We start from the raw sequence: 19,894 nt of genomic DNA on the forward strand, positions 1-19,894 counted from the left end.
GGCTCGAAATGAGACCCGTCCGTATGTAATGGCCTGCTCCCGTCCGGGGTAGGGCCCGAGACAGGAGAATTGTGGCGAAACCACGCGTGCACGAGATAGCAGCAGAACTCGGCATTGAAAGCAAGCAAGCACTCGAGAAGTTGAAGGAGCTTGGCGAATTCGTCAAGGGACCCTCCTCGAGCATCGAACCCCCTGTGGCGCGCAAGCTGCGCGCCGCCCTCGAGGCCGACGGCGTGAAGGCCCCGGCCAAGGAGGAGAAGGCGCCAGCGTCGAAGCCAGCGCCGAAGCCGACGGCTGAGAAGCCGGCCGCTCCGGCCCCCGCGGCTCCGGCAGCGCCTGAGGCACCGGCTCCGGCCGCTGAGTCTCCCGCTCCGGCTCCCGCCGCGGCACCCACCGAAGCGCCGAAGGAGGCTCCGGCCTCCGACGATGCGTCGTCGGCGCCCCGCCCCGGTACAGCACGTCCGGGCAACAACCCCTTCGCGAGCACGCAGGGTATGCAGCGTCCAGGGGCTTCGCGTCCCGGCGCGCCTCGCCCAGGCAACAACCCATATGCGAGCACGCAGGGCATGAACACCCGTCCTCCGAGCCCGAGCAACATCCCGCGCCCAGCAGCGCCCCGTCCCGGTGCGCCGCGCCCGGGTGGACCGCGCCCTGCCGGTGCTGGTCGTCCGGCCGGTGCCGGTGGTTTTCGCCCCGGTGGCGCGGGTGGCGCTGGTCGTCCGGCTGGTGCCGGTGGCTTCCGTCCCGGTGGTGCGCCTGGTGGCGCACCGGGCACGGGCTTCGGCCCGAACCGTCCCGCCGGTGGTGGCGGTCGCGGTCGCGGCCCCGGTGGTGGCACGGCCGGTGCGTTCGGTCGCGGTGGCGGCAAGAGCAAGGCGCGCAAGTCGAAGCGCACGAAGCGCGCCGAGTTCGAGCTGCGGGAGGCCCCGTCGCTTGGTGGCGTGAGTGTTCCCCGCGGTGACGGCAGCACGGTTGTGCGGCTTCGTCGCGGTGCATCCATCACGGACTTCGCCGACAAGATCGATGCGAGCCCCGGCAACCTCGTCACCGTGCTGTTCCACCTCGGTGAGATGGCGACGGCAACGGAGTCGCTCGATGAGGCAACCTTCGAGGTGCTCGGCGACGAGCTCGGCTACAAGATCCAGATCGTGTCGCCTGAAGACGAAGACAAGGAGCTCCTCGAGGGCTTCGACATCGACCTCGACCAGGAGCTCGAGGACGAGGACGAATCCGTGCTCGTGGCGCGTCCGCCCGTCGTGACCGTCATGGGTCACGTCGACCACGGTAAGACGAAGCTCCTCGATGCGATCCGCAACGAGAACGTCGGCGCCGGCGAGGCCGGTGGCATCACGCAGCACATCGGTGCCTACCAGGTTATCGCCGAGCACGAGGGCATCGAGCGCAAGATCACCTTCATCGACACCCCCGGTCACGAGGCCTTCACGGCCATGCGTGCCCGTGGTGCGCAGGTCACCGACATCGCGATCCTCGTGGTCGCGGCCGACGACGGCATCATGCCGCAGACGGTCGAGGCACTCAACCATGCACAGTCGGCCGGCGTGCCGATCGTCGTCGCGGTGAACAAGGTCGACAAGGAGGGGGCAAACCCCGCCAAGGTGCGCCAGCAGCTCACCGAGTTCGGTCTCGTTGCCGAGGAGTACGGCGGCGACACGATGTTCGTCGACGTGTCCGCGCTCAACCATGTGGGTATCGATCGTCTGCTCGACGCCGTGCTCCTCACGGCTGACGCCGGGCTCGACCTCAGGGCGAACCCAAACAAGGATGCTCGTGGCGTCGCGATCGAGGCCCGACTCGACAAGGGCCGCGGTGCCGTCGCAACCGTGCTCATTCAGTCGGGAACGCTGAGCGTCGGAGACCCCATCGTCTCCGGAACGGCCTACGGTCGTGTGCGAGCCATGTTCGACGAGAACGGTGAGACGGTCGCCCAGGCGACCCCCGCCCGCCCCGTTGCGGTGCTCGGACTTACCTCGGTGCCCCGCGCCGGTGACACGTTCATCGTGACCGACGACGACCGCATGGCTCGCCAGATCGCTGAGAAGCGTGAAGCGGTCGAGCGCAACGCGACACTCGCTCGCAGCCGCAAGCGCATCAGCCTCGAGGACTTCACGAAGGCCCTCGAAGATGGCAAGGTCGAGTCGCTCAACCTCATCATCAAGGGTGACGTCTCCGGTGCCGTCGAGGCGCTCGAAGAATCGCTCATGGAGATTGAGGTCGACGATTCGGTGCAGCTGCGCATCATCCACCGCGGTGTTGGTGGTGTCACGGAGAGCGACGTCAACCTGGCGACGATCGACAACGCGATCATCATCGGGTTCAACGTGCGCCCCGACCCGAAGGCCCGCGAGCGTGCGGCCCGCGAGGGTGTCGATGTGCGGTTCTACTCGGTCATCTACAACGCCCTCGACGACGTGGAGAGCTCGCTCAAGGGCATGCTCAAGCCGGAGTTCGAAGAGGTCCAGTCGGGTGTCGCCGAGATCCGCGAGGTGTTCCGCTCCTCCAAGTTCGGCAACATCGCCGGTGTCATCGTGCGGTCGGGAACGATCACGCGAAACGCCAAAGCTCGCGTCATCCGCGACGGTGTCGTGCTGGCAGATGGCCTCGCCATCGAGTCACTGCGCCGCTTCAAAGACGACGTCACCGAGGTCAAGACGGACTTCGAGGCCGGTATCGGTCTCGGCAAGTTCAATGACATTCAGATCGGTGACGAGATCGAGACGATCGAAATGAAGGAGAAGCCCCGCACATAGTCGGGCTTCGGCGATGGGGGCCGCCGGGCGTAATGCCTGGCGGCCCCCGTCCCCTTCCACACAGCACGAAAGAGGAATGTCAATGGTCGATCCGACACGGGCGGCACGCATGGCCGACCACATCAAGCAGATCGTCGCGCGCCGACTTGAGCGCGGGCTTCGCGACCCGAGACTTGGCTTTGTCACGATCACCGACGTGCGCGTCACGGGTGACCTGCAGCACGCGAGCATCTTCTACACCGTCTACGGCACCGACGAGGAGCGCACCGATTCGGCTGCCGCCCTGAAATCGGCGACCGGGATGCTGCGCACCGAGGTTGGCAAGAACCTGACCTCGCGGCTCACCCCGTCGCTCGAGTTCATCGCCGATGCCGTGCCGGAGAACGCGAAGCACATCGAGGATCTGCTGGCGGAGGCGCGCAAGCGCGACACCGAGATTGAACAGCAGAAGGCGTCGGCGCGCTATGCGGGCGACGAAGACCCGTACGTCAAGCCCCGCGTGATCGGCGACGACGAGGACTAGCGTTTCGCCTACGGCAGCTCGTAGCCGCCGTCGACCCGCACGATGAGACCGTCGCGCTCGAGACCGCGCACGGCGCGCTCGAGCTGTGCAGCATCCGGCCACAGCGGCGCAAGCTCTGCTTCGCCGACGGGAATGTCGGCGGCTCGAAGCTCGCGCATGACAATGCCGCGCACTTGGCGGTCGCTGCCCTCGAAGCGCGCTTGCCCCCGCGCCTTCGGCCCTGCATAGTCGGGGTACCCTGCGGCCCGCCATGCGCACTGCATGCGAAGCGGGCAGTCGTCGCAGCGCGGTGCCCTCGCGGTGCACGCGATGGCGCCAAGCTCCATGACGGCGGCGTTCGTGATGCAGGATGCCGCGACATCCGCTGGCAGGAGTGCTTCCATCGCCGCGAGATCGCGCCGCGTCGATGGGGGGCCTGCCTGCGCGTGTCCGCCGATCGCGCGGGCGATGACGCGACGCACATTGGTGTCGACGACGGGATGCCGCTGACCGTAGGCGAAGACGGCGACCGCCCGTGCCGTGTAGTCACCGACCCCCGGCAGGGCGAGCAGCTCGTCGACGTCGTGGGGCACAATGCCACCGTGCCGCTCCGTGATGGCGGTGGCGGCGGCGTGCAACGCGAGGGCCCTGCGCGGGTAACCGAGGCGATCCCAGGCGCGGACGGCATCACCGGCCGGCGATGCGGCGAGCGCAGACGGTGTTGGCCACCGCTCGAGCCACTGTGCAAGACGGGGAATCACCCGCGCCACCTGCGTCTGCTGCAGCATGATTTCGCTCACCAGGCTGCCCCACGGCGTGAAGCCTGGCGCCCGCCACGGCAGGTCGCGTCCGTGCACGGCGAACCACTCGTTCACGGCGCTGCTGATGGTCACCATGCAAGCCTAGATTGACGCGGCGGCGCGGATGCTCGATGCCAAACGTTGCCGTGCTGCGCTGCACTGCTGTGCTCGTGCACTGCTGCGACTCGGCATCCGGTGCTTGACTGGCCTCATGCCGAATCCGATTGCGCATCGCGCCGCCGACTACGATCTCGAGGCGCTCCTCGACCGCCTGCGATCGAGTGAGGAGGGCGAAGTCGATGACAGCATCCCTCAGCTCGCGAAGGCCGATCCGTCGTCATTCGGCATCGCATTTGCCTTTGCCGATGGCACGCTGCGGTCGGTGGGCGACGCGACTGCCGAGTTTTCGCTGCAGTCGGCCGTGAAGCCATTTGTCTATGCGCTTGCCCTCTGCGATGACTACGACAATGTGGTGGATCGAGTCGGCACGGAACCGACGGGCGAGGCCTTTGACGCCGTGAGGCTCGAGGGCGACACTGGCCGCCCACCGAACCCTCTGGTGAACGCCGGTGCCCTCCTCACCGCGAGTCTTGTCGATGGTGATGGGCCCGATGAGCGTCTTGCGCGCATCGTCGCCGGTCTTTCCGGGTTCGCGGGGCGTGAGCTGCGGGTCGATGGGGAGGTTGCCCTGTCGGAGGAGCTCAATGGCGATCGCAATCGCGCGCTCGGGTATCTCATGCGGTCAGCCGGAACCCTGCATGTCGATGTCGATGACGCGCTCGAAGTGTATGCAGCGGCATGCTCCATCGTCGTCGACGCGGAGGTGCTCGCCATCATGGGCGCGACGCTCGCGTTGGGCGGCTGCAACCCGATGACGGGCGAACAGGTCGTGCCGACGCGCGTCGTAACCGACGTGCTCAGCGTCATGGCGACGTGCGGCATGTACGACGGTTCGGGGGAGTGGCTGCGTCGGGTGGGGCTTCCGGCGAAGTCGGGGGTCTCCGGTGGGCTCATCGCCTCGGTGCAGGGCAGCTTCGGCATCGGCGTGTATAGCCCTCCGCTCGATGAGGTCGGCAACAGTGTGCGGGGCGTGCTCGCGTGTGAGCAGCTCTCCGACGACCTCGGCCTGCACGTTTTCGCTCGGGAGCTCAGCGCGGAGTAGCCTCAGCGGCCAGTTGGTCCAGCGCTCTGCGGCACCCCGTCACCGATGAGCGGGCGAAGCGCCGCCACGGTCTCTTCCGCGCCGCGGTGTGCGCCCGTCACCTCGACGTCGTGCACGAGTTGCACGAGGGCCGCGTTGACCGGGGTTGGCACGCCGGCGGCCTTCCCGGCCGCGACGACGGCACCATTGAGATGGTCGATCTCGCTTGCTTGGCCGCGACGGATGCTTTGCAAGGTCGAGCCAGGGTTGGGCACGTCGCCGAGATAGTCGCGCAGCTGGCGTGGCAGCGATTCCGCTTGGGCGATGGTGCCGCCCGCGAGCGCGGCGAGCTGCTCGTGGGTGACCCCGTTGATCTCGACGAACCGGGTTCCGCCGGCGAGGGCGACGGTGGCGGCCTCGCGCATGCTCGCAGCCATGCAGCGGCGCAGACCGTCGTGGTCGATGACCTGCTGCACGCTGAGCTCCGTCACGGCGGGCAGGGCGTTGAGCTGATTGATGATGAGTTTGGTCCAGCGGGCGCCAGCGAAGCCTTCGACGACGGTGACGGGGATCGCTTGCGCGAGCACGTTCGCTGCCGCGCGGGCGACGTCGAGGTCACTGCCGTGCCCGACACCGTCGATGACGCCGAGCCAGGTGCCGGCCGCCGTCGTGACGGCGACGTCGCCGGGGCCACGGTAGGTCGCGGCGATGAGCGAGAGTGCGCCGATCGTCGCCGAGCGGGGGAGCTCGGCGGCGACCGCTTCGAGCCCACCCATGCCGTTCTGCAGCACGATGATGGGGGCGCCGTCGAGGTGTGTCGCATTCGCTCGCACGGCGGCCGCGGCATCCATCGCCTTGGTCGCGACGATGGCGAGCTCGGGGCGCGCCGTGAGGGTCGTGCCGGCCACAACGGTGGCGACGTGGTCGCCCCACGCGCCAGAGAGCCGGATGCCGTGCTGCCGGATTGCGTCGAGGCCGGCCCCGCGTGCGGTCACTTCGACGTCGTGCCCCGCACGGTCGAGCAATGCCGCGATGACGCCTCCCATGGCGCCGGCACCGATCACCGCGATCCGCATGGGCCAAGCCTAGGCCGCCTGGCCGGGTAGCGTTGTCGTGTGATGAGTACCGCCGACCACGCCGCACTGTCGGGCATCTTGCTCGTCGACAAGCCCCAGGGCATCACGAGCCACGATGCCGTTGCGCGCACCCGGCGGCTCGCTGGCACGCGCAAGGTCGGCCATGCGGGAACCCTTGACCCCATGGCGACGGGGCTGTTGCTTCTCGGCATCAACAGTTCGACGCGTCTGCTCACCTATTTGGTCGGCCTCGACAAGGAGTACACGGCGACCATCCGACTCGGCGTCGCGACCGTGAGCGACGATGCTGAGGGCGAGATTGTCTCGGTGACGGATGCCTCAGCCATCGATCCGGCGGCTATCGCTGCGGGTATCGCGGAGCTCACGGGGTCCATCGCCCAGGTTCCGAGCACGGTGAGTGCCATCAAGGTCGGCGGCAAGCGAGCGTATGCGCTCGCAAGGGCCGGCGAGGAGGTTGAGCTCGCGTCCCGCTCCGTCATGATCTCGGCGTTTGACCTGCTCGGCCCCGTGCGCATCGCCGACGGTGCGGTCGATCTCGATGTTCGCGTGGTGTGTTCCTCGGGCACGTACATTCGGGCTCTCGCGCGTGACCTGGGGGCCTCGCTCGGTGTTGGCGGCCACCTCACGGCACTCCGCCGCACGAGGGTCGGTCCGTTCTCGGTCGACGACGCCCTCGTGATGCCGGAGCGTGGGGTCGATGTCGATATCGTGCCGCTCGTGCGTGATCCGGCGGCCGTGGCCGGGGCGATTCTGCCCACCGTCGAGGTCGACGCCGAAACGGTGCGGTCGCTCGAGCACGGCCGTCGCGTCGCTGTCGACCCCGGCGCGGGTGCGGGTGATGGCCCGATCGCGGTCATTGCGCCCGATGGGCACCTCGTGGGGCTGGTGGCAATCGACGATGGCATGGCTCGCGTGCTGGTCAATTTTCCGACCGGTTCCTGAAAGGATTGTGAGCATGGTCGAATGGTTCACGATGCTCCAGATTGTGGTCGCGGTCGCGGCGGGGCTCTTCTGCGTCGTTGTCGGGCTCATCGGCAAGCTGCCCAACGATTTCACGCTCGGTTCGAGCGTCGTCGTCTTTGTGCTGCTTCTCGGCCAGGTTGTCGTCTCGCTCATCGCACCGGCCGTCGGCAACATCGCGACCGGAAGCCTGCTCGAATTCTGGACCTACCTCATTTCGGCGGTGCTGTTGCCCCCGCTCGCCGCATTCTGGGCGCTGGTGGAGCGAAATCGCTGGAGCAACGTCATCCTCGGGGTTGTCTGCCTGTCGGTCGCGGTGATGGTGTGGCGCATGCACGAGATTTGGTTCGTGCAGGGTGGCTGAGTCGATCGCCTAATCTTGAGGTGATGTCTCCCAATTCTTCTTCGCGCGCGGTCGGCGTTGGTCGCGTGCTGATCGCTGTCTACGCGCTGCTCGCGCTGGCGGCGACGGCACGGTCGGCCGTGCAGATCATTGAGCGCTTCGATGAGGCACCCCTCGCATACTCGCTGTCGGCGGTGGCCGGGGTGGTCTACATTGCGGCGACCGCAGCGCTGCTCGGGCGCGGGCCGTTCTGGTATCGCGTCGCGCTCATCGCAATCATTTTTGAGCTTGGTGGCGTTCTCACAGTCGGCACACTCAGCCTCATGGTGCCGGATCTCTTCGACCACCCCTCCGTCTGGTCGTGGTTTGGTGCTGGCTACGCGTTTATCCCGCTCGTGCTCCCGATTCTCGGGCTGCTGTGGCTGGCGAGGCGACGCGAGCCTGCTTCGGTGTCGGCGGATGCTTCGGCAGAGGTGGGGTGATCATGGAGCTTTTCCGTTCCCTCGCTGAGGTGCCGAGCGATTTCGGCCCGAGTGCCGTCACGATCGGCAAGTTCGATGGCGTGCATGCCGGTCATCGCGCCGTGATTGCCGAACTGTTGACCATCTCGAAGCAAGAATCACTCGTGCCGACGGTCGTGACGTTCGACCGGCATCCGCTTGCCCTGCTTGACCCTCCGCGCGCTCCCGAGGCGCTGAGCAGCACGCAACAGAAGGTGGAGCGGCTTGCTGACGCCGGTGTCGCTGCAACCCTGCTCCTCTCGTTCGATGCGGAGTTTGCAGAGCTGCGCCCAGAGGAGTTTGTCGAGCGCGTGCTCGTCGGGGCGCTGCACGTTCGCACGGTCTTTGTCGGCAGGGACTTCGGATACGGCCATCGGGGCGGGGGCAGGTTCGCGTCACTCGAAGCGGCCGGCCGCCTGCACGGCTTCGACGTGCGCTTGGTCGAGGACGTTCGGGCGAGCGAGGGCCGCCGGGCTTCGTCGACGTGGATTCGTGAGGCGCTCGCGGAGGGTGACGTCGCGAAGGCTGCCGAACTGCTCGGCACGCCGGCAAAAGTGCGGTCGGTTGTTGTTCCGGGGGAGCGGCGGGGCCGTGAGCTGGGCTTTCCGACCGCGAATCTCAGGCCGGGCGCTGAGGGGCTTATCCCCGCCGATGGCATCTACGCCGGCACCCTGACTGTCGATGGCACAACCTACCCCGCGGCGATTTCGGTTGGCAACAATCCGACGTTCACGGGGGTGCCGGAGCGCCAGGTCGAGGCCTACGTGCTCGATCAGGACATCGATCTCTATGGCAAGACCGTCGAGATTGCGTTCATCGAGCGGCTTCGGGGCATGGTCAAGTACACGACGATTGAGGCGCTCATCGAGCAGCTCGGTCGCGATGTGGCCGACACGCGGCGGGTGCTTGCGCTCCCGTCGTCGCCGTGACCACCACGGGGCAGCGCGCGCCATTGCCTCTGTGGGCAGGTCGCACTGCCGCTCTTCTCGGCATTGTGCTCGTCGCGTTCAACGTTCGCACCGCGGTGTCGGCCATCGCCCCCATCGCGGGCGATATCGCAGAGGACGTGTCGCTCGGGTCGATTGAGCTCGGCATCCTCGGCACCGTCCCGCCGATCGCGTTTGCCGCTTCGGCGCTCTTCGGTGCCGCCATCGCGAGGCGAGTTGGCATCGAGCGTCTGCTCTTCATTTCGATCATCGCGATGATCGTCGGGCACGTGCTGCGGGCATCCAGCCCGTCCTTCTGGGTGCTCCTCCTCGGCACGGTCATCGCGCTCGCGGGTGCCGGCATCGGCAATGTGCTGTTGCCTCCCCTCGTCAAACGCTATTTTGCCGACCGCATCGGCCTTGTCACGGCGATCTATGTCAGCCTCGTCTCGCTGAGCGCCGCGGTGCCGTCGTCGGTCGCCGCCCCGGTGACGGATGCTTCTGGCTGGCGGTTCTCGCTCGCTGTGTGGGCCGTCGCGGCCGTCGTGTGTCTCGTGCCCTGGGCGGTCATCCTGGTGCGGCACCGGCGTGCGCTCGCGGGTGATGGGTCGAGCGCTCCGCTTGCGGCACCCCGCATCCCGCCGGGCATTTGGCGTTCGAAGGTGGCCTGGGCGGTGGCCCTCACCTTTGCGCTTTCGTCGGCGCACGTCTATTCGGCGTTCGCGTGGCTGCCGCTGCTCCTCGTCGAGACGGCGGGGGTGAGCCGGGCCGAAGCGGGCGCGATGCTCGGGGTGTATGCCCTCATCGGTGTGCCGGCGGCGCTGGTGATCCCTGTGCTCGCCGCTCGCCTCCGCAATGTGTCGACGCTGCTGTTTGCGGGCATCCTGTTTTTTGTGCTCGGATACACGGGCTTGCTCGTGGCGCCGACGGCGGCACCGTGGGTGTGGGTTGTGATTGCGGGTTCTGGTGCGATTACGTTCCCTCTCTCGCTCACGCTCATCAACCTGCGCACGCGCACGCAGGAGGGCTCTGTCGCGCTGAGCGGGTTTGCGCAGGGGGTCGGGTATTCGGTCGCGGGATTCGGGCCATTCCTGTTTGCCCTGCTTCACGATGTGAGTGGTGGCTGGGATCTGCCCCTCTACTACCTCATCGCGACGGCCCTCGCGACAATCATTGTTGGCTGGCAGTTGCGGCACCCCGTCATGCTCGAGGACGACCTCGCGAGGATGCAGCGCGGGCGCGGGTCAGGCGCGGTGGATGAGGGCGGCCGCACCGATGAGGGGCCCGTCGCCGGAGAGGCCTGACGGCAGCACGCGCACTTTGGCGATGAAGTCCCACTCCGCCCGTGAGTGCTGGCCGTCGCGGATGTGATCGAAGAGCGCGGGAGCCACACGGCTGAAGCCGCCGCCGATCGCGACGGCTTCGAGGTCGCACAGCGCCGTGGCCGAGGCGATGGCACGACCGATGGCGTGGCCGCAACGCTCAACGGCGGCACGGGCGACGGGGTGCCCCGCCGCGTGGTCGGCGGCGAGATCCTCGCCTGTGCGACCGCTCCAGCCCTCGCGTCTGGCCCAGGAGACCGTGTTGGGTCCGGAGGCGATGGCTTCGAGGCATCCGGTGCCGCCGCACGCACAGCGGTCGTCGAAGCCACCGACCTCGACGTGGCCGATGTGGCCGGCGTTCCCCGAGGGGCCGGGGCTTGGCCTACCGCCGAGAATGAGTCCGCCGCCGATGCCTGTTGAGACGACCATGCCCATGCTGGTGTCGGTGTTGCGCGTTGCGCCGATCCAGTGCTCGGCGATGGCGATGCAGAGGCCGTCCATTTCGAGGCGTACCGGCACGTCGGGCACGATGGCTTCGAGTTGGGTTCGGAGGGGATGCCCGCGCCATGCCGGCACATTGAGTGGGCTGACGAGGCCGCCAGGGGCGTCGATGGGGCCGGCGCTGCCGATTCCGACGCCGAGGAGCGTCTCATGGCGGGGGAGCGCTGCGAGTGCCGCACCCGCGGTCCGTTCGACGGCCTCGATGAGTTTGGATGATGAGGCTGCGGCGCCGGTCGGCATCCGGTGTCGACTCGAGTCGATGATGCGGCCGTCGCTATCGATGAGGGCCGCCTCGACTTTGGTGCCGCCGAAGTCGACGGCGAGGGCTACTGCCATGGCGTCAGCGTAGCGTTCGCCTGCCGCGCGGGCACTGCTCCGACAGGAGCCTGTGCTCATATGAGCAGAAAGAGCTACGGATGTTGTAGCGGTCGCGACGGGCGCGTAGCCTTGCGTGAGGCCGACGCGCCCGAAGGGAGAGTGCCGCGAACATGACTGATGAACTCCTCATGGTGCGCGCCGCCGAGCTCTACTACGAAGACGGCAAGACGCAGGATGAGATCGGCGCACTCCTCCGCACTACACGGTGGAAGGTCGGCCGACTCCTCGCCAAAGCGCGAGAGCGCGGCATCGTCCGCATCGAGATCGTGCACCCCCGTGCCCGCCGACTCGGCCTTGAGCGCCTGCTTCGCGAGCGCTTCGGGCTCAACGACGCCATCGTCGTGCCCGCGGCAGACGATCACGAGGCGCAGGCGAGCGTGGCCCGTGCCGCCGCCGACTACCTCGCGGCACTCCGGCCTGTGCCGCGCGTGCTCGGCATCAGCTGGGGTCGCACTTTGAGCGCGGTCGCCGATAGGCTCACGATCGGCTGGGCCAACGAGGTGCGCGTCGTGCAGATCAACGGCGGGATCTCCCTCAGCGCAACGCCCGGGAGTGATGCCGGCAGCGCGGCCTCAACCGCAGCCATGATCGCGCAGAAGGCTGGCGGGCAGGCCATTCTGCTGCCGAGCCCCGCCATTCTTGAGCACGCCGCCACGAAGGCCGCGATCGAGTCCGACCGCACCGTCGCTGGCGTCATGCAGCTCGCGAGCAGCGCGACGGCCTTCCTCTTCAGTGCCGGTGTCGCTGGCGAGAGCAGCGTGCTCGTTGACAGCGGCTATCTCACGGGCACCGATGTCGACGAGCTCGTCCACCGCGGCGCCGTCGGCGACGTCGTCGGCCGCTTTATCGACGCCTCCGGTGCCATCGTCGACCCGGTCCTTGATGCGCGCACGGTCGGCATCGGGCACGACGTGTTGCGTGCCGCGACCACGTCGGTGCTCGTCATCGCGGGAGAGGCGAAGCATCCGATCGCCCGCGCAGTCGTCTCAAGCGGGCTCTGCTCGGTCATCGTCACCGACGAGGCGACCGCGACCGCGCTCACCCACGACACCCCATCAGCCCACGCTCATGAACGCTACAAAGCAGGAGCACACCATGTCGCCTGACACCTCCACGAAGGCCGTCGCCCTCGCCCTCGCCCCGGCCGAGCGGGCGGTGCGACTCATCGGTTCCGACCTCACCGAGTCGAGCCTCAAGCGCTATCTCGATGGCATCCCGGGGGTCGACGCCGTCGGCCTTGAGGCGCGGGCCGCCTCGCTTGGGTCGCGATCGATCAAGACGACGTCGAAGGTGTGGGCGATCGACAAGATCATCTCCCTCATCGACCTCACGACGCTCGAGGGCGCCGACACCCCGGGCAAAGTCCACTCGCTCGTCTCGAAGGCTGTCACGCCTGACCCTGCCGAGCCCACCACGCCGCGGGTCGCCGCCGTCTGCGTTTACGGCGACATGGTTCCAGACGCCGTCGCCGCGCTCGGAGCGAATCACGGCGATCCGGATGACGGTGGCATCGCTATCGCGGCCGTCGCCACCGCGTTTCCGAGCGGGCGCTCGTCGCTCGCCGTCAAGATCGCCGACACGAGCGACGCAGTGGCCGCCGGCGCCGACGAGATCGACATGGTCATCGACCGGGGCGCGTTCCTTTCCGGCCGCTACGGGCTCGTGTTCGACCAGATTGTTGCCGTGAAGGAGGCGTGCCGCAAGGCGGATGGCAGCTACGCGCAACTCAAGGTCATCCTTGAGACGGGTGAGCTGGGCACCTACGACAACGTGCGCCGGGCATCCTGGCTGTCAATCCTTGCCGGGGGCGACTTCATTAAGACGAGCACGGGCAAGGTGCAGCCCGCCGCGACGCTTCCGGTCACGGTGAGCATGCTTGAGGTCGTTCGCGACTGGCATCGACTTACGGGCGAACGCGTCGGAGTGAAGCCCGCCGGCGGCATCAGCACGACGAAGGATGCCATCAAGTACCTCGTCGCGGTCGCCGAGGTCGTCGGCGAGGAGTGGTTGCAACCGCACCTCTTCCGCTTCGGCGCCTCAAGCCTGCTCAACGATGTGCTGCTGCAACGACAGAAGCTCGCTACCGGCCACTACTCGGGCCCCGACTACGTCACCGTCGCCTAAGACTTCCGCCGGTTGAGTACGCCCGCCAGGGCGGTATCGAAACCTCAAACAAGGATCACAATGAACTTCCTCGAATACGCCCCCGCTCCCGAATCGACGAGCATCCTCAACCTCCGCGACGCCTACGGTCTCTTCATCGACGGCGAGTTCGTCGACGGACGCGGTGAAGGTTTCGCCACCATCTCGCCAGCGACCGAGGCGCACATCGCCGATATCGCGAGCGCGAACGCCGCGGATGTCGACCGTGCCGTCGCCGCGGCCCGCACGGCCTACGACTCGACCTGGTCCCGCATGTCGGGCTCCGACCGCGGCAAGTACCTCTTCCGCATCGCGCGACTCGTGCAGGAACGGGCACGCGAACTCGCCGTCGCCGAAAGCCTCGACAACGGCAAGCCCATCAAGGAGAGTCGCGATGTCGATGTGCCCCTCGTGGCCGCGTGGTTCTTCTACTACGCCGGCTGGGCGGACAAGCTCGATCATGCGGGGCTCGGACCGAACCCGCGCGCGCTCGGTGTCGCCGCCCAGGTCATCCCGTGGAACTTCCCGCTGCTCATGCTCGCGTGGAAGATCGCCCCGGCCCTCGCGGCGGGCAACACCGTCGTGATCAAGCCCGCGGAGACCACGCCGCTCTCGGCGCTCATCTTCGCCGAGATCCTGCAGCAGGCCGAGTTGCCGCCGGGGGTCGTGAACATCATCACGGGGGCCGGCGACACGGGAGCCGCGCTCGTGAATCATCCCGATGTCAACAAGGTCGCCTTCACGGGCTCGACCGCGGTCGGCAGGGCCATCGCGCGCTCGACCGCCGGTACGGCGAAGAAGCTCACGCTCGAGCTCGGCGGCAAGGCCGCCAACATCGTGTTCGACGACGCGCCCATCGACCAGGCGGTCGAGGGCATCGTCAACGGGATCTTCTTCAATCAGGGTCACGTGTGCTGCGCCGGCAGCAGGCTCCTCGTGCAGGAGAACATCCATGACGACGTCGTCGACCGGCTCAAGGCACGCCTCTCGACGCTCCGGGTCGGCGATCCGCTCGACAAGAACACGGATGTCGGTGCCATCAACTCGCGTGCGCAGCTCGAGCGCATCCGCGAGTTGAGTGCGATCGGCGAGCAGGAGGGCGCCGAACGCTGGTCTCCCGCATGCGAGCTGCCGCAGAAGGGCTTCTGGTTCGCGCCGACGATCTTCACGAACGTGTCGCAGAGTCACCGCATCGCACGTGACGAGATCTTCGGCCCCGTGCTCTCGGTGCTGACGTTCCGCACGCCCGCCGAGGCGATCGCGAAGGCGAACAACACGCCGTACGGGCTCTCCGCCGGCATCTGGAGCGACAAGGGCAGCCGCATCCTCGCGGTCGCCGATAAGCTGCGCGCCGGTGTCGTCTGGGCCAACACGTTCAACCAGTTCGACCCAGCGAGCCCATTCGGCGGCTACAAGGAGTCGGGCTACGGCCGCGAGGGCGGGCGTCACGGCCTCGCCGCCTACCTCGAGTCCTCCGGGTGGGACGCGGCCGTCACCTCGCCGGCCCAGGCGCTCCCCACCTCGAAGAAGTCGACCAGGAAGGGCGTCAAGTGATGTCGCACCTCAGCATTCCCAAGACCTACAAGCTCTACATCGGCGGCAAGTTCCCGCGGAGTGAGTCCGGGCGCACCTACGCCGTCGAGACCGCGAAGGGTGAGTTCCTCGCGAACGCCGCGAAGGCATCCCGCAAGGATGCGCGCGACGCCGTCGTGGCAGCCCGCAAGGCGCACGACGGCTGGGCCGGTGCGACCGGGTACAACCGCGGTCAGGTGCTCTACCGCATCGCCGAACTCCTCGAGGGCCGCCGCGCGCAGTTCGTCGACGAGATCGTGCGGTCGGAGGGTGCGTCGACGGCGGATGCCGGGCGTCAGGTCGATGCCGCGATCGACGTCTGGGTCTGGTACGCGGGGTGGGCCGACAAGTATGGCCAGGTCGCGGGCAACGGCAACGCCGTGAGTGGCCCGTACTTCAACCTCTCCGTGCCCGAACCCACGGGCGTCGTTGCGATCGTCGCGCCGCAGGAGTCGTCGTTGCTCGGTCTCGCGAGTGTCGTGGCCCCCGCGCTCGTCGCTGGCAACGCTGTCGTCGTGCTCGCGAGCGAGCGTCACCCCATGAGTGCGATCAGCCTCGCCGAGGTGCTCGCGACGAGCGACGTTTCCGGCGGTGTCGTCAATGTGCTCACCGGTTCAGCGGCCGAGGTTGCACCGTGGCTCGCGAGTCACGCCGACGTCAATGCGATTGATCTTGCCGGCGCGGGCAGCCTCGATTGGGTTGATCTTGAGATCGCCGCGGCCGATACCCTCAAGCGGGTGCGACGGCCTGAGAATGGGATTCCTGCGCCCGCGCTCGAGCGGGTTGTCTTCTTCACGGAGACGAAGACGGTCTGGCATACGAAGTCGCTCATCTGACCGGGAGGCCGCGCGACTTCGGGCAATACACAGACAGCGTGCCGATCGGTCGAGTAAGGTCGTTTCCCGTTCAACGGTCTTGGGGCACCTATGTGGAGGGGGCATGATGCGCGGAGTCTTCGCACGCATCCTGGCAAGTGTCTTTGCCGCGCTCGTGTGCGTGCTCTGTGGGGTCGGATTCGCCCTTCCGGCGCATGCCGCTGAAGAGGGAACGATCCACGCTCTGGCCAATGAGAGTCGGGCTGCGGCCGGGCTCGCCCCGCTGTCGCTCAACGGCTCGCTTTCGGCGGTCGCACTCGCCTGGGCGCAGCAGATGGCGGCCAACGGCACGTTATCGCACAACCCCTCGTACTCTGCGCAGATTCCGGCAGGCTGGCAGGCCGCAGGGGAGAACGTTGCACAGGGCTATGCGAGCGGTGCGGCGGTGCACAGCGGGTGGATGAACTCGCCAGGGCACCGCGCCAACATCCTTGGCGACTTCACGGATGTCGGCATCGCACATATTTCTGCCGGCGGCACGACGTGGTCTGTACAGGTGTTCGCGAAGTATGCGAGCACTCCCGCGCCGGCGCCTCAGCCCGCCCCCGCAGCGCCCGCCCCCGAGCCGGCACCAGCCCCCGCTGCTGCCCCGGCCCCCGAGCCTGCGGCGCCGACGGCTGACGCTGTAGCTGATGCTGCATCGGGGGAGCGCGACGCCTCGGCGGCGCTGCAGCTGGCATCCGATCGTGACGGCCGAAGCCTTGACGAGGCGCCAACGGCATTCGAGCGTGTGTCGGCCGACGCCCCGTCGGCATCCAGTTCGCCCGCAGCGGCCGGCGCGCCGCAGCTCGCAATCGCCGGTGGTGTCGTGACGCTCACGGCCGTGCTGACCGCGCTGTGGTTCGTTCGCACTCGGGTTTCCGACGACGCCGCAGGTACCCCCGAATAGGGGCACTGCAATATAACGAAACGGTAACGACCCGCGCTAGGGTGGGGAGCACCTCGCGACCCGTCGAGGCGAACCGATCCAGGAGCGACGTCAATGTCGACACACCTCCGTTTGCTTGAACGACCCCTGCTCACGTCGCAGAGCCGGCGGGGGCTCTTCGCAGCAGCGATCACGGTCGGCCTTGTACTCGTACTCGTGCTCGGGCCAGCCGCAACCCGCACGCACGCTGCCTCAATGTTCGGAAGTCTTCGGGCACCAGGGGAGGCGGCCTTCATCGCCGGTCACCGGGGTGACCGGTCGCAGGCGCCGGAGAACACGATCGCTGCCGTCGAGTTTGCCCTCGGCGGCACCATGACGTTCGTCGAGGTCGATGTGCGACTCAGCGCCGATGGCGTGCCGGTGCTTATGCACGATGCAACAGTGGATCGCACGACCAACGGTTCTGGGAGAGTCGACGAGCTCACCCTCGCGCAGCTCAAGGCGCTCGACGCAGGATCCTGGTATTCGGCGGCCCACGCGGGGGCGAGGGTCCCGACCCTCGCGGAGTTTTTCGCCCTCCTCGCCGACTCCCGCAAGAAGGCGATGATCGAGCTCAAGGGGGTGTGGAGCGCCGACGAGGTGGCGGCGATCGCGGCGCTCGTCCCGGAGCACGGGGTGCTGCACCAGCTCGTCGCCGCTAGCTTCGAAGAGGAGACGCTGCAGGCCCTTCTGGAGGCGGCTCCGGATGTCCCGCGTCTTGTCCTGGCGCGCGCCCTGTCCGACGACCCCGTCGCCGACGTGCACACACACCAGGCGATCGCCATTGTCACAAACCCCGCAGCGCTCGCCGAGACACCGGAGACGGTTGACCTGATGCACAACGCGGGTCTCGGCATCCTGCTCTATACGCTCAATGAGGAGGAGAGCTGGTCTGAAGCGCTCGCGAAGGGGGTCGACGGCATCATCACCGACACCCCGAGCTCGCTTGACGGATGGCTCGCCGACACGGCACCCGGCACCTGAGCGCGGCACGCAACCTGCATTCTCTCAGCGATCACGGGCAGGATGGGCTCGAAGGTTGGCGAGAGTGATGCGGGCAGGGGCGCCAGGGCGTACCGTCGAAGAATCAGCCTTGGGCGAGCGACAGGAGGACGACGTGCAGAGGGTGGCGTTCATCGGGGACAGCATTACCGCGAATGGTGACTGGGAGACCTGGTTTCCCGACTCTGAGGTCAAGAATTTCGGTGTGCCCGGCTACACGACCGACGATGTGCTTGCCATAGTCGACGACATTGTGGCGTCCGACCCTGACGAAATCTACATCCTCATCGGCACGAATGACCTCGGTCTGCGGCGCTCGGTCGAGCACCTCGTGCGCAACATCGAGGTCGTGCTCGTGCACCTCCGTCGCGAACTCCCCGGTGTCCGCGTGCTGCTGCAGTCAATCCTGCCGCGTGGCGTCGAGTTCGCCCCGTCGATCCAGAATGCCAACATTCACCTCCGTCAGTTCTGCGCGACCGTGCGGGCGAACTACCTCGACCTCTGGCCGAGCATGGCGACGAACGATGGCGCGCTGCGCCCCGAACTCACCGATGACGGCCTGCATCTCAACGCGAGCGGCTATGAGGTGTGGCTTGACGAGCTGCATCCGGGGGTGGAGCGTCTGCGTGGGCTGCCTCCCATGAGCCGGCCAGTGCGCATCATCCCGACCGAGGAGCCGGCGTAGCCTCGCCCCGTGACGACGGCCTGAGCTGCTGAGCTGAGAGTCGCCGTGCTGAGTGTCGCCGTGCTGAGTGTCGCCGTGCTTAGAGGCGCTCGATGAGCCGCCGGTAGAACTCGATGCCCCGCACGAACGTGGCGACGCGAATCCGCTCGTCTTTTGCGTGCAGTGTGCCGCGCTCCTCGCGCGACATCTCGAACGGGCTAAAGCGGTAGACGTTCTCGCTGATGCGCGTGAAGTGCCGACTGTCGCTCGCCCCAAGCATGATGTACGGCGTCACGATTGTGCCGGGGTAGGTCAGCTCGATCGAAGTCTTCACGGCATCCCAGGCGTCGCCAGTGGTTGGCGACACGGGCGAAGGCTCCGAGGGGTGGAACACGTCGATGCGCACGAGGGGGTCGGCGACGGCGCGACGCACGTGCTCGACCGCTTCGGCGATCGATGAGCCGACGGCAACGCGGATGTTCACGGTTGCGACGGCGCGTTCGGCAAGCGCATTCGCCGCCAGAGCCCCGTCGAGCTGGGTCACGACCTGCGTGGTGCGGGTGATGGCGGCGGTCTCATCGCTCAGGCGGCGAAAGAGGGCGAGCAGGAGTGGCTTTGTGAGCCAGAGGGTTGTGAAGACACTCCTGAGCGGTTGGCGGGCCTGCGCCCCCAGCGTCCGGATCATCTCAAGGTTGGTCGCCGTGAAGCCGGCCCGAAACGGCCTGCGGTTGAGTGCGATGATCGCTTTGGCGAGTCGCACGGGCGCGGCGAGCCGAGGGGGCGTGGAGGCGTGCCCGCCCTGCTGCTCAACCGTCATGGTGAGGGTCATGATGCCTTTTTCGGCGACCCCGACGACCGCGATGGGCGCGTCGACTCCCGGAAAAATCCCCTCGACAATCGCGCCGCCCTCATCGCTCACGAGGGCGGGGTGCACGCCGCGTGAGGCAAGCAGATCGACGACGGCGCCCGCTCCGTCGCCCGCAGTCTCTTCGTTGTGGCCGAACGAGAGATAGATGTCGTGGCGTGGCCGCACTCCGGCCGCTATCGCGCCTTCGACCGCTTCGAGTATTGCGACCATGCTGCCCTTGTCGTCGAGCGTGCCTCGGCCCCAGATGAGCTGCTCGTCGCCGTCTCCCACGAGTTCGCCCGAGAACGGCGGATGCTGCCACCCCTCGTCACTCGCAGCAACAACGTCGTAGTGCGCCATGAGCACGGCGGGATCGCCGTCTTCGCTGCCAGCCCAGCGATACAGCATGGCGTACCCGGCGACGAGCTCACGATCGAGGTGCTCGTGCACGAGGGGGTAGAGCGTCGGGAGTATTTCGATGAGCCGTGTGAAGTGGTGCCACTCCGTGACCGATTCGTCGACGCGGGAGACGGTGGGGATGCGGATGAGGGTTTGGAGGCGACCGACTGGCCCCGGATTGCTCTCGATGGCGTCAGTGTCGGCGGTCACGAATCTGACTCTATTGCCTCGCCGGGTAGCCTGGGACT

Annotated in this window: 19 protein-coding genes; 15 read left to right on the forward strand and 4 right to left on the reverse strand. The window is 67.5% G+C overall.

From position 1 onward, the window contains the following. The first annotated feature begins 71 nt into the window (after nt 1–71). Together infB and rbfA are read left to right on the forward strand one after the other, a co-directional pair. Nucleotides 72–2,768, forward strand: coding sequence for a translation initiation factor IF-2 (infB, locus tag ACY48M_RS08140; protein ID WP_462819764.1), 2,697 nt, complete (start codon nt 72–74; stop codon nt 2,766–2,768). Nucleotides 2,769–2,850: 82 nt separating this feature from the next. Beyond that, nucleotides 2,851–3,291, forward strand: coding sequence for a 30S ribosome-binding factor RbfA (gene rbfA, locus ACY48M_RS08145; protein ID WP_462819765.1), 441 nt, complete (start codon nt 2,851–2,853; stop codon nt 3,289–3,291). 8 nt (nt 3,292–3,299) lie between these two features. On the opposite strand, the gene ACY48M_RS08150 is transcribed toward rbfA, so the two are convergent. Beyond that, nucleotides 3,300–4,166 (reverse strand): HhH-GPD family protein, encoded by an 867-nt coding sequence (locus ACY48M_RS08150; RefSeq protein ID WP_462819766.1) that lies wholly within the window; start codon nt 4,164–4,166, stop codon nt 3,300–3,302. Nucleotides 4,167–4,281: 115 nt separating this feature from the next. Between ACY48M_RS08150 and glsA the strand changes: the two genes are divergently transcribed. Continuing rightward, nucleotides 4,282–5,232, forward strand: coding sequence for a glutaminase A (gene glsA / locus ACY48M_RS08155; RefSeq protein WP_462819767.1), 951 nt, complete (start codon nt 4,282–4,284; stop codon nt 5,230–5,232). A gap of 2 nt (nt 5,233–5,234) precedes the next feature. On the opposite strand, the gene ACY48M_RS08160 is transcribed toward glsA, so the two are convergent. Continuing rightward, on the reverse strand, nt 5,235–6,287 hold the full coding sequence (locus ACY48M_RS08160; RefSeq protein WP_462819768.1) for a ketopantoate reductase family protein: 1,053 nt from the start codon (nt 6,285–6,287) through the stop codon (nt 5,235–5,237). Between the two features lie 42 nt (nt 6,288–6,329). Here ACY48M_RS08160 and truB point away from each other — a divergent pair, with 42 nt between their 5' ends. Genes truB through ACY48M_RS08185 form a run of 5 tightly spaced genes read left to right on the forward strand, consistent with a single transcriptional unit; the run spans nt 6,330 to nt 10,341 of the window. Continuing rightward, complete coding sequence (truB, locus tag ACY48M_RS08165; RefSeq protein ID WP_462819769.1) at nt 6,330–7,250, forward strand: tRNA pseudouridine(55) synthase TruB; 921 nt, start codon at nt 6,330–6,332, stop codon at nt 7,248–7,250. Nucleotides 7,251–7,263: 13 nt separating this feature from the next. Next, nucleotides 7,264–7,632, forward strand: a complete 369-nt coding sequence (locus ACY48M_RS08170; RefSeq protein ID WP_462819770.1) for a hypothetical protein — start codon at nt 7,264–7,266, stop codon at nt 7,630–7,632. Nucleotides 7,633–7,655: 23 nt separating this feature from the next. Then, nucleotides 7,656–8,093: a hypothetical protein gene (locus ACY48M_RS08175; RefSeq protein WP_462819771.1), complete on the forward strand. Its 438-nt coding sequence runs from the start codon at nt 7,656–7,658 to the stop codon at nt 8,091–8,093. A 2-nt stretch (nt 8,094–8,095) separates the two neighbouring features. Then, a complete protein-coding gene (locus tag ACY48M_RS08180) occupies nt 8,096–9,040 on the forward strand; it encodes a bifunctional riboflavin kinase/FAD synthetase (RefSeq protein ID WP_462819772.1) in 945 nt (314 codons plus the stop codon). After that, complete coding sequence (locus ACY48M_RS08185) at nt 9,037–10,341, forward strand: MFS transporter (RefSeq protein WP_462819773.1); 1,305 nt, start codon at nt 9,037–9,039, stop codon at nt 10,339–10,341. Before ACY48M_RS08180 ends, ACY48M_RS08185 begins: the two co-directional genes overlap by 4 nt. On the opposite strand, the gene ACY48M_RS08190 is transcribed toward ACY48M_RS08185, so the two are convergent. Beyond that, nucleotides 10,282–11,196 carry an ROK family protein gene (locus tag ACY48M_RS08190; protein ID WP_462819774.1) on the reverse strand — a complete coding sequence of 305 codons (915 nt, stop codon included), beginning with the start codon at nt 11,194–11,196 and terminating at the stop codon, nt 10,282–10,284. The genes ACY48M_RS08185 and ACY48M_RS08190 overlap by 60 nt on opposite strands. 152 nt (nt 11,197–11,348) lie before the next feature. Here ACY48M_RS08190 and ACY48M_RS08195 point away from each other — a divergent pair, with 152 nt between their 5' ends. The 7 genes from ACY48M_RS08195 (at nt 11,349) to ACY48M_RS08225 (ending at nt 18,421) form a co-directional block, all read left to right on the forward strand. Beyond that, nucleotides 11,349–12,344 carry a sugar-binding transcriptional regulator gene (locus ACY48M_RS08195; protein WP_462819775.1) on the forward strand — a complete coding sequence of 332 codons (996 nt, stop codon included), beginning with the start codon at nt 11,349–11,351 and terminating at the stop codon, nt 12,342–12,344. Further along, the gene (deoC, locus tag ACY48M_RS08200) at nt 12,334–13,362 is read left to right on the forward strand and encodes a deoxyribose-phosphate aldolase (RefSeq protein ID WP_462819776.1); all 1,029 of its coding nucleotides are present in this window, start codon (nt 12,334–12,336) and stop codon (nt 13,360–13,362) included. The genes ACY48M_RS08195 and deoC overlap by 11 nt, the downstream gene beginning before the upstream one ends. 60 nt (nt 13,363–13,422) lie before the next feature. Beyond that, nucleotides 13,423–14,934 (forward strand): aldehyde dehydrogenase family protein, encoded by a 1,512-nt coding sequence (locus ACY48M_RS08205; RefSeq protein ID WP_462819777.1) that lies wholly within the window; start codon nt 13,423–13,425, stop codon nt 14,932–14,934. After that, nucleotides 14,934–15,788, forward strand: coding sequence for an aldehyde dehydrogenase family protein (locus ACY48M_RS08210; RefSeq protein WP_462819778.1), 855 nt, complete (start codon nt 14,934–14,936; stop codon nt 15,786–15,788). Before ACY48M_RS08205 ends, ACY48M_RS08210 begins: the two co-directional genes overlap by 1 nt. Nucleotides 15,789–15,891: 103 nt before the next feature. Next, entirely contained in the window at nt 15,892–16,716 is an 825-nt protein-coding gene (locus ACY48M_RS08215) for a CAP domain-containing protein (protein WP_462819779.1), read from the forward strand. 93 nt (nt 16,717–16,809) lie between these two features. Beyond that, entirely contained in the window at nt 16,810–17,718 is a 909-nt protein-coding gene (locus ACY48M_RS08220; RefSeq protein ID WP_462819780.1) for a glycerophosphodiester phosphodiesterase, read from the forward strand. 109 nt (nt 17,719–17,827) lie between these two features. Then, nucleotides 17,828–18,421, forward strand: a complete 594-nt coding sequence (locus ACY48M_RS08225) for a GDSL-type esterase/lipase family protein (protein ID WP_462819781.1) — start codon at nt 17,828–17,830, stop codon at nt 18,419–18,421. A 79-nt stretch (nt 18,422–18,500) separates the two neighbouring features. Here the strand turns inward: ACY48M_RS08225 and ACY48M_RS08230 are convergent, their stop codons facing one another. After that, nucleotides 18,501–19,856, reverse strand: coding sequence for a M20/M25/M40 family metallo-hydrolase (locus ACY48M_RS08230; RefSeq protein WP_462819782.1), 1,356 nt, complete (start codon nt 19,854–19,856; stop codon nt 18,501–18,503). Between the last annotated feature and the right edge of the window lie 38 nt (nt 19,857–19,894).

This window comes from Homoserinimonas flava (genome assembly GCF_054969005.1).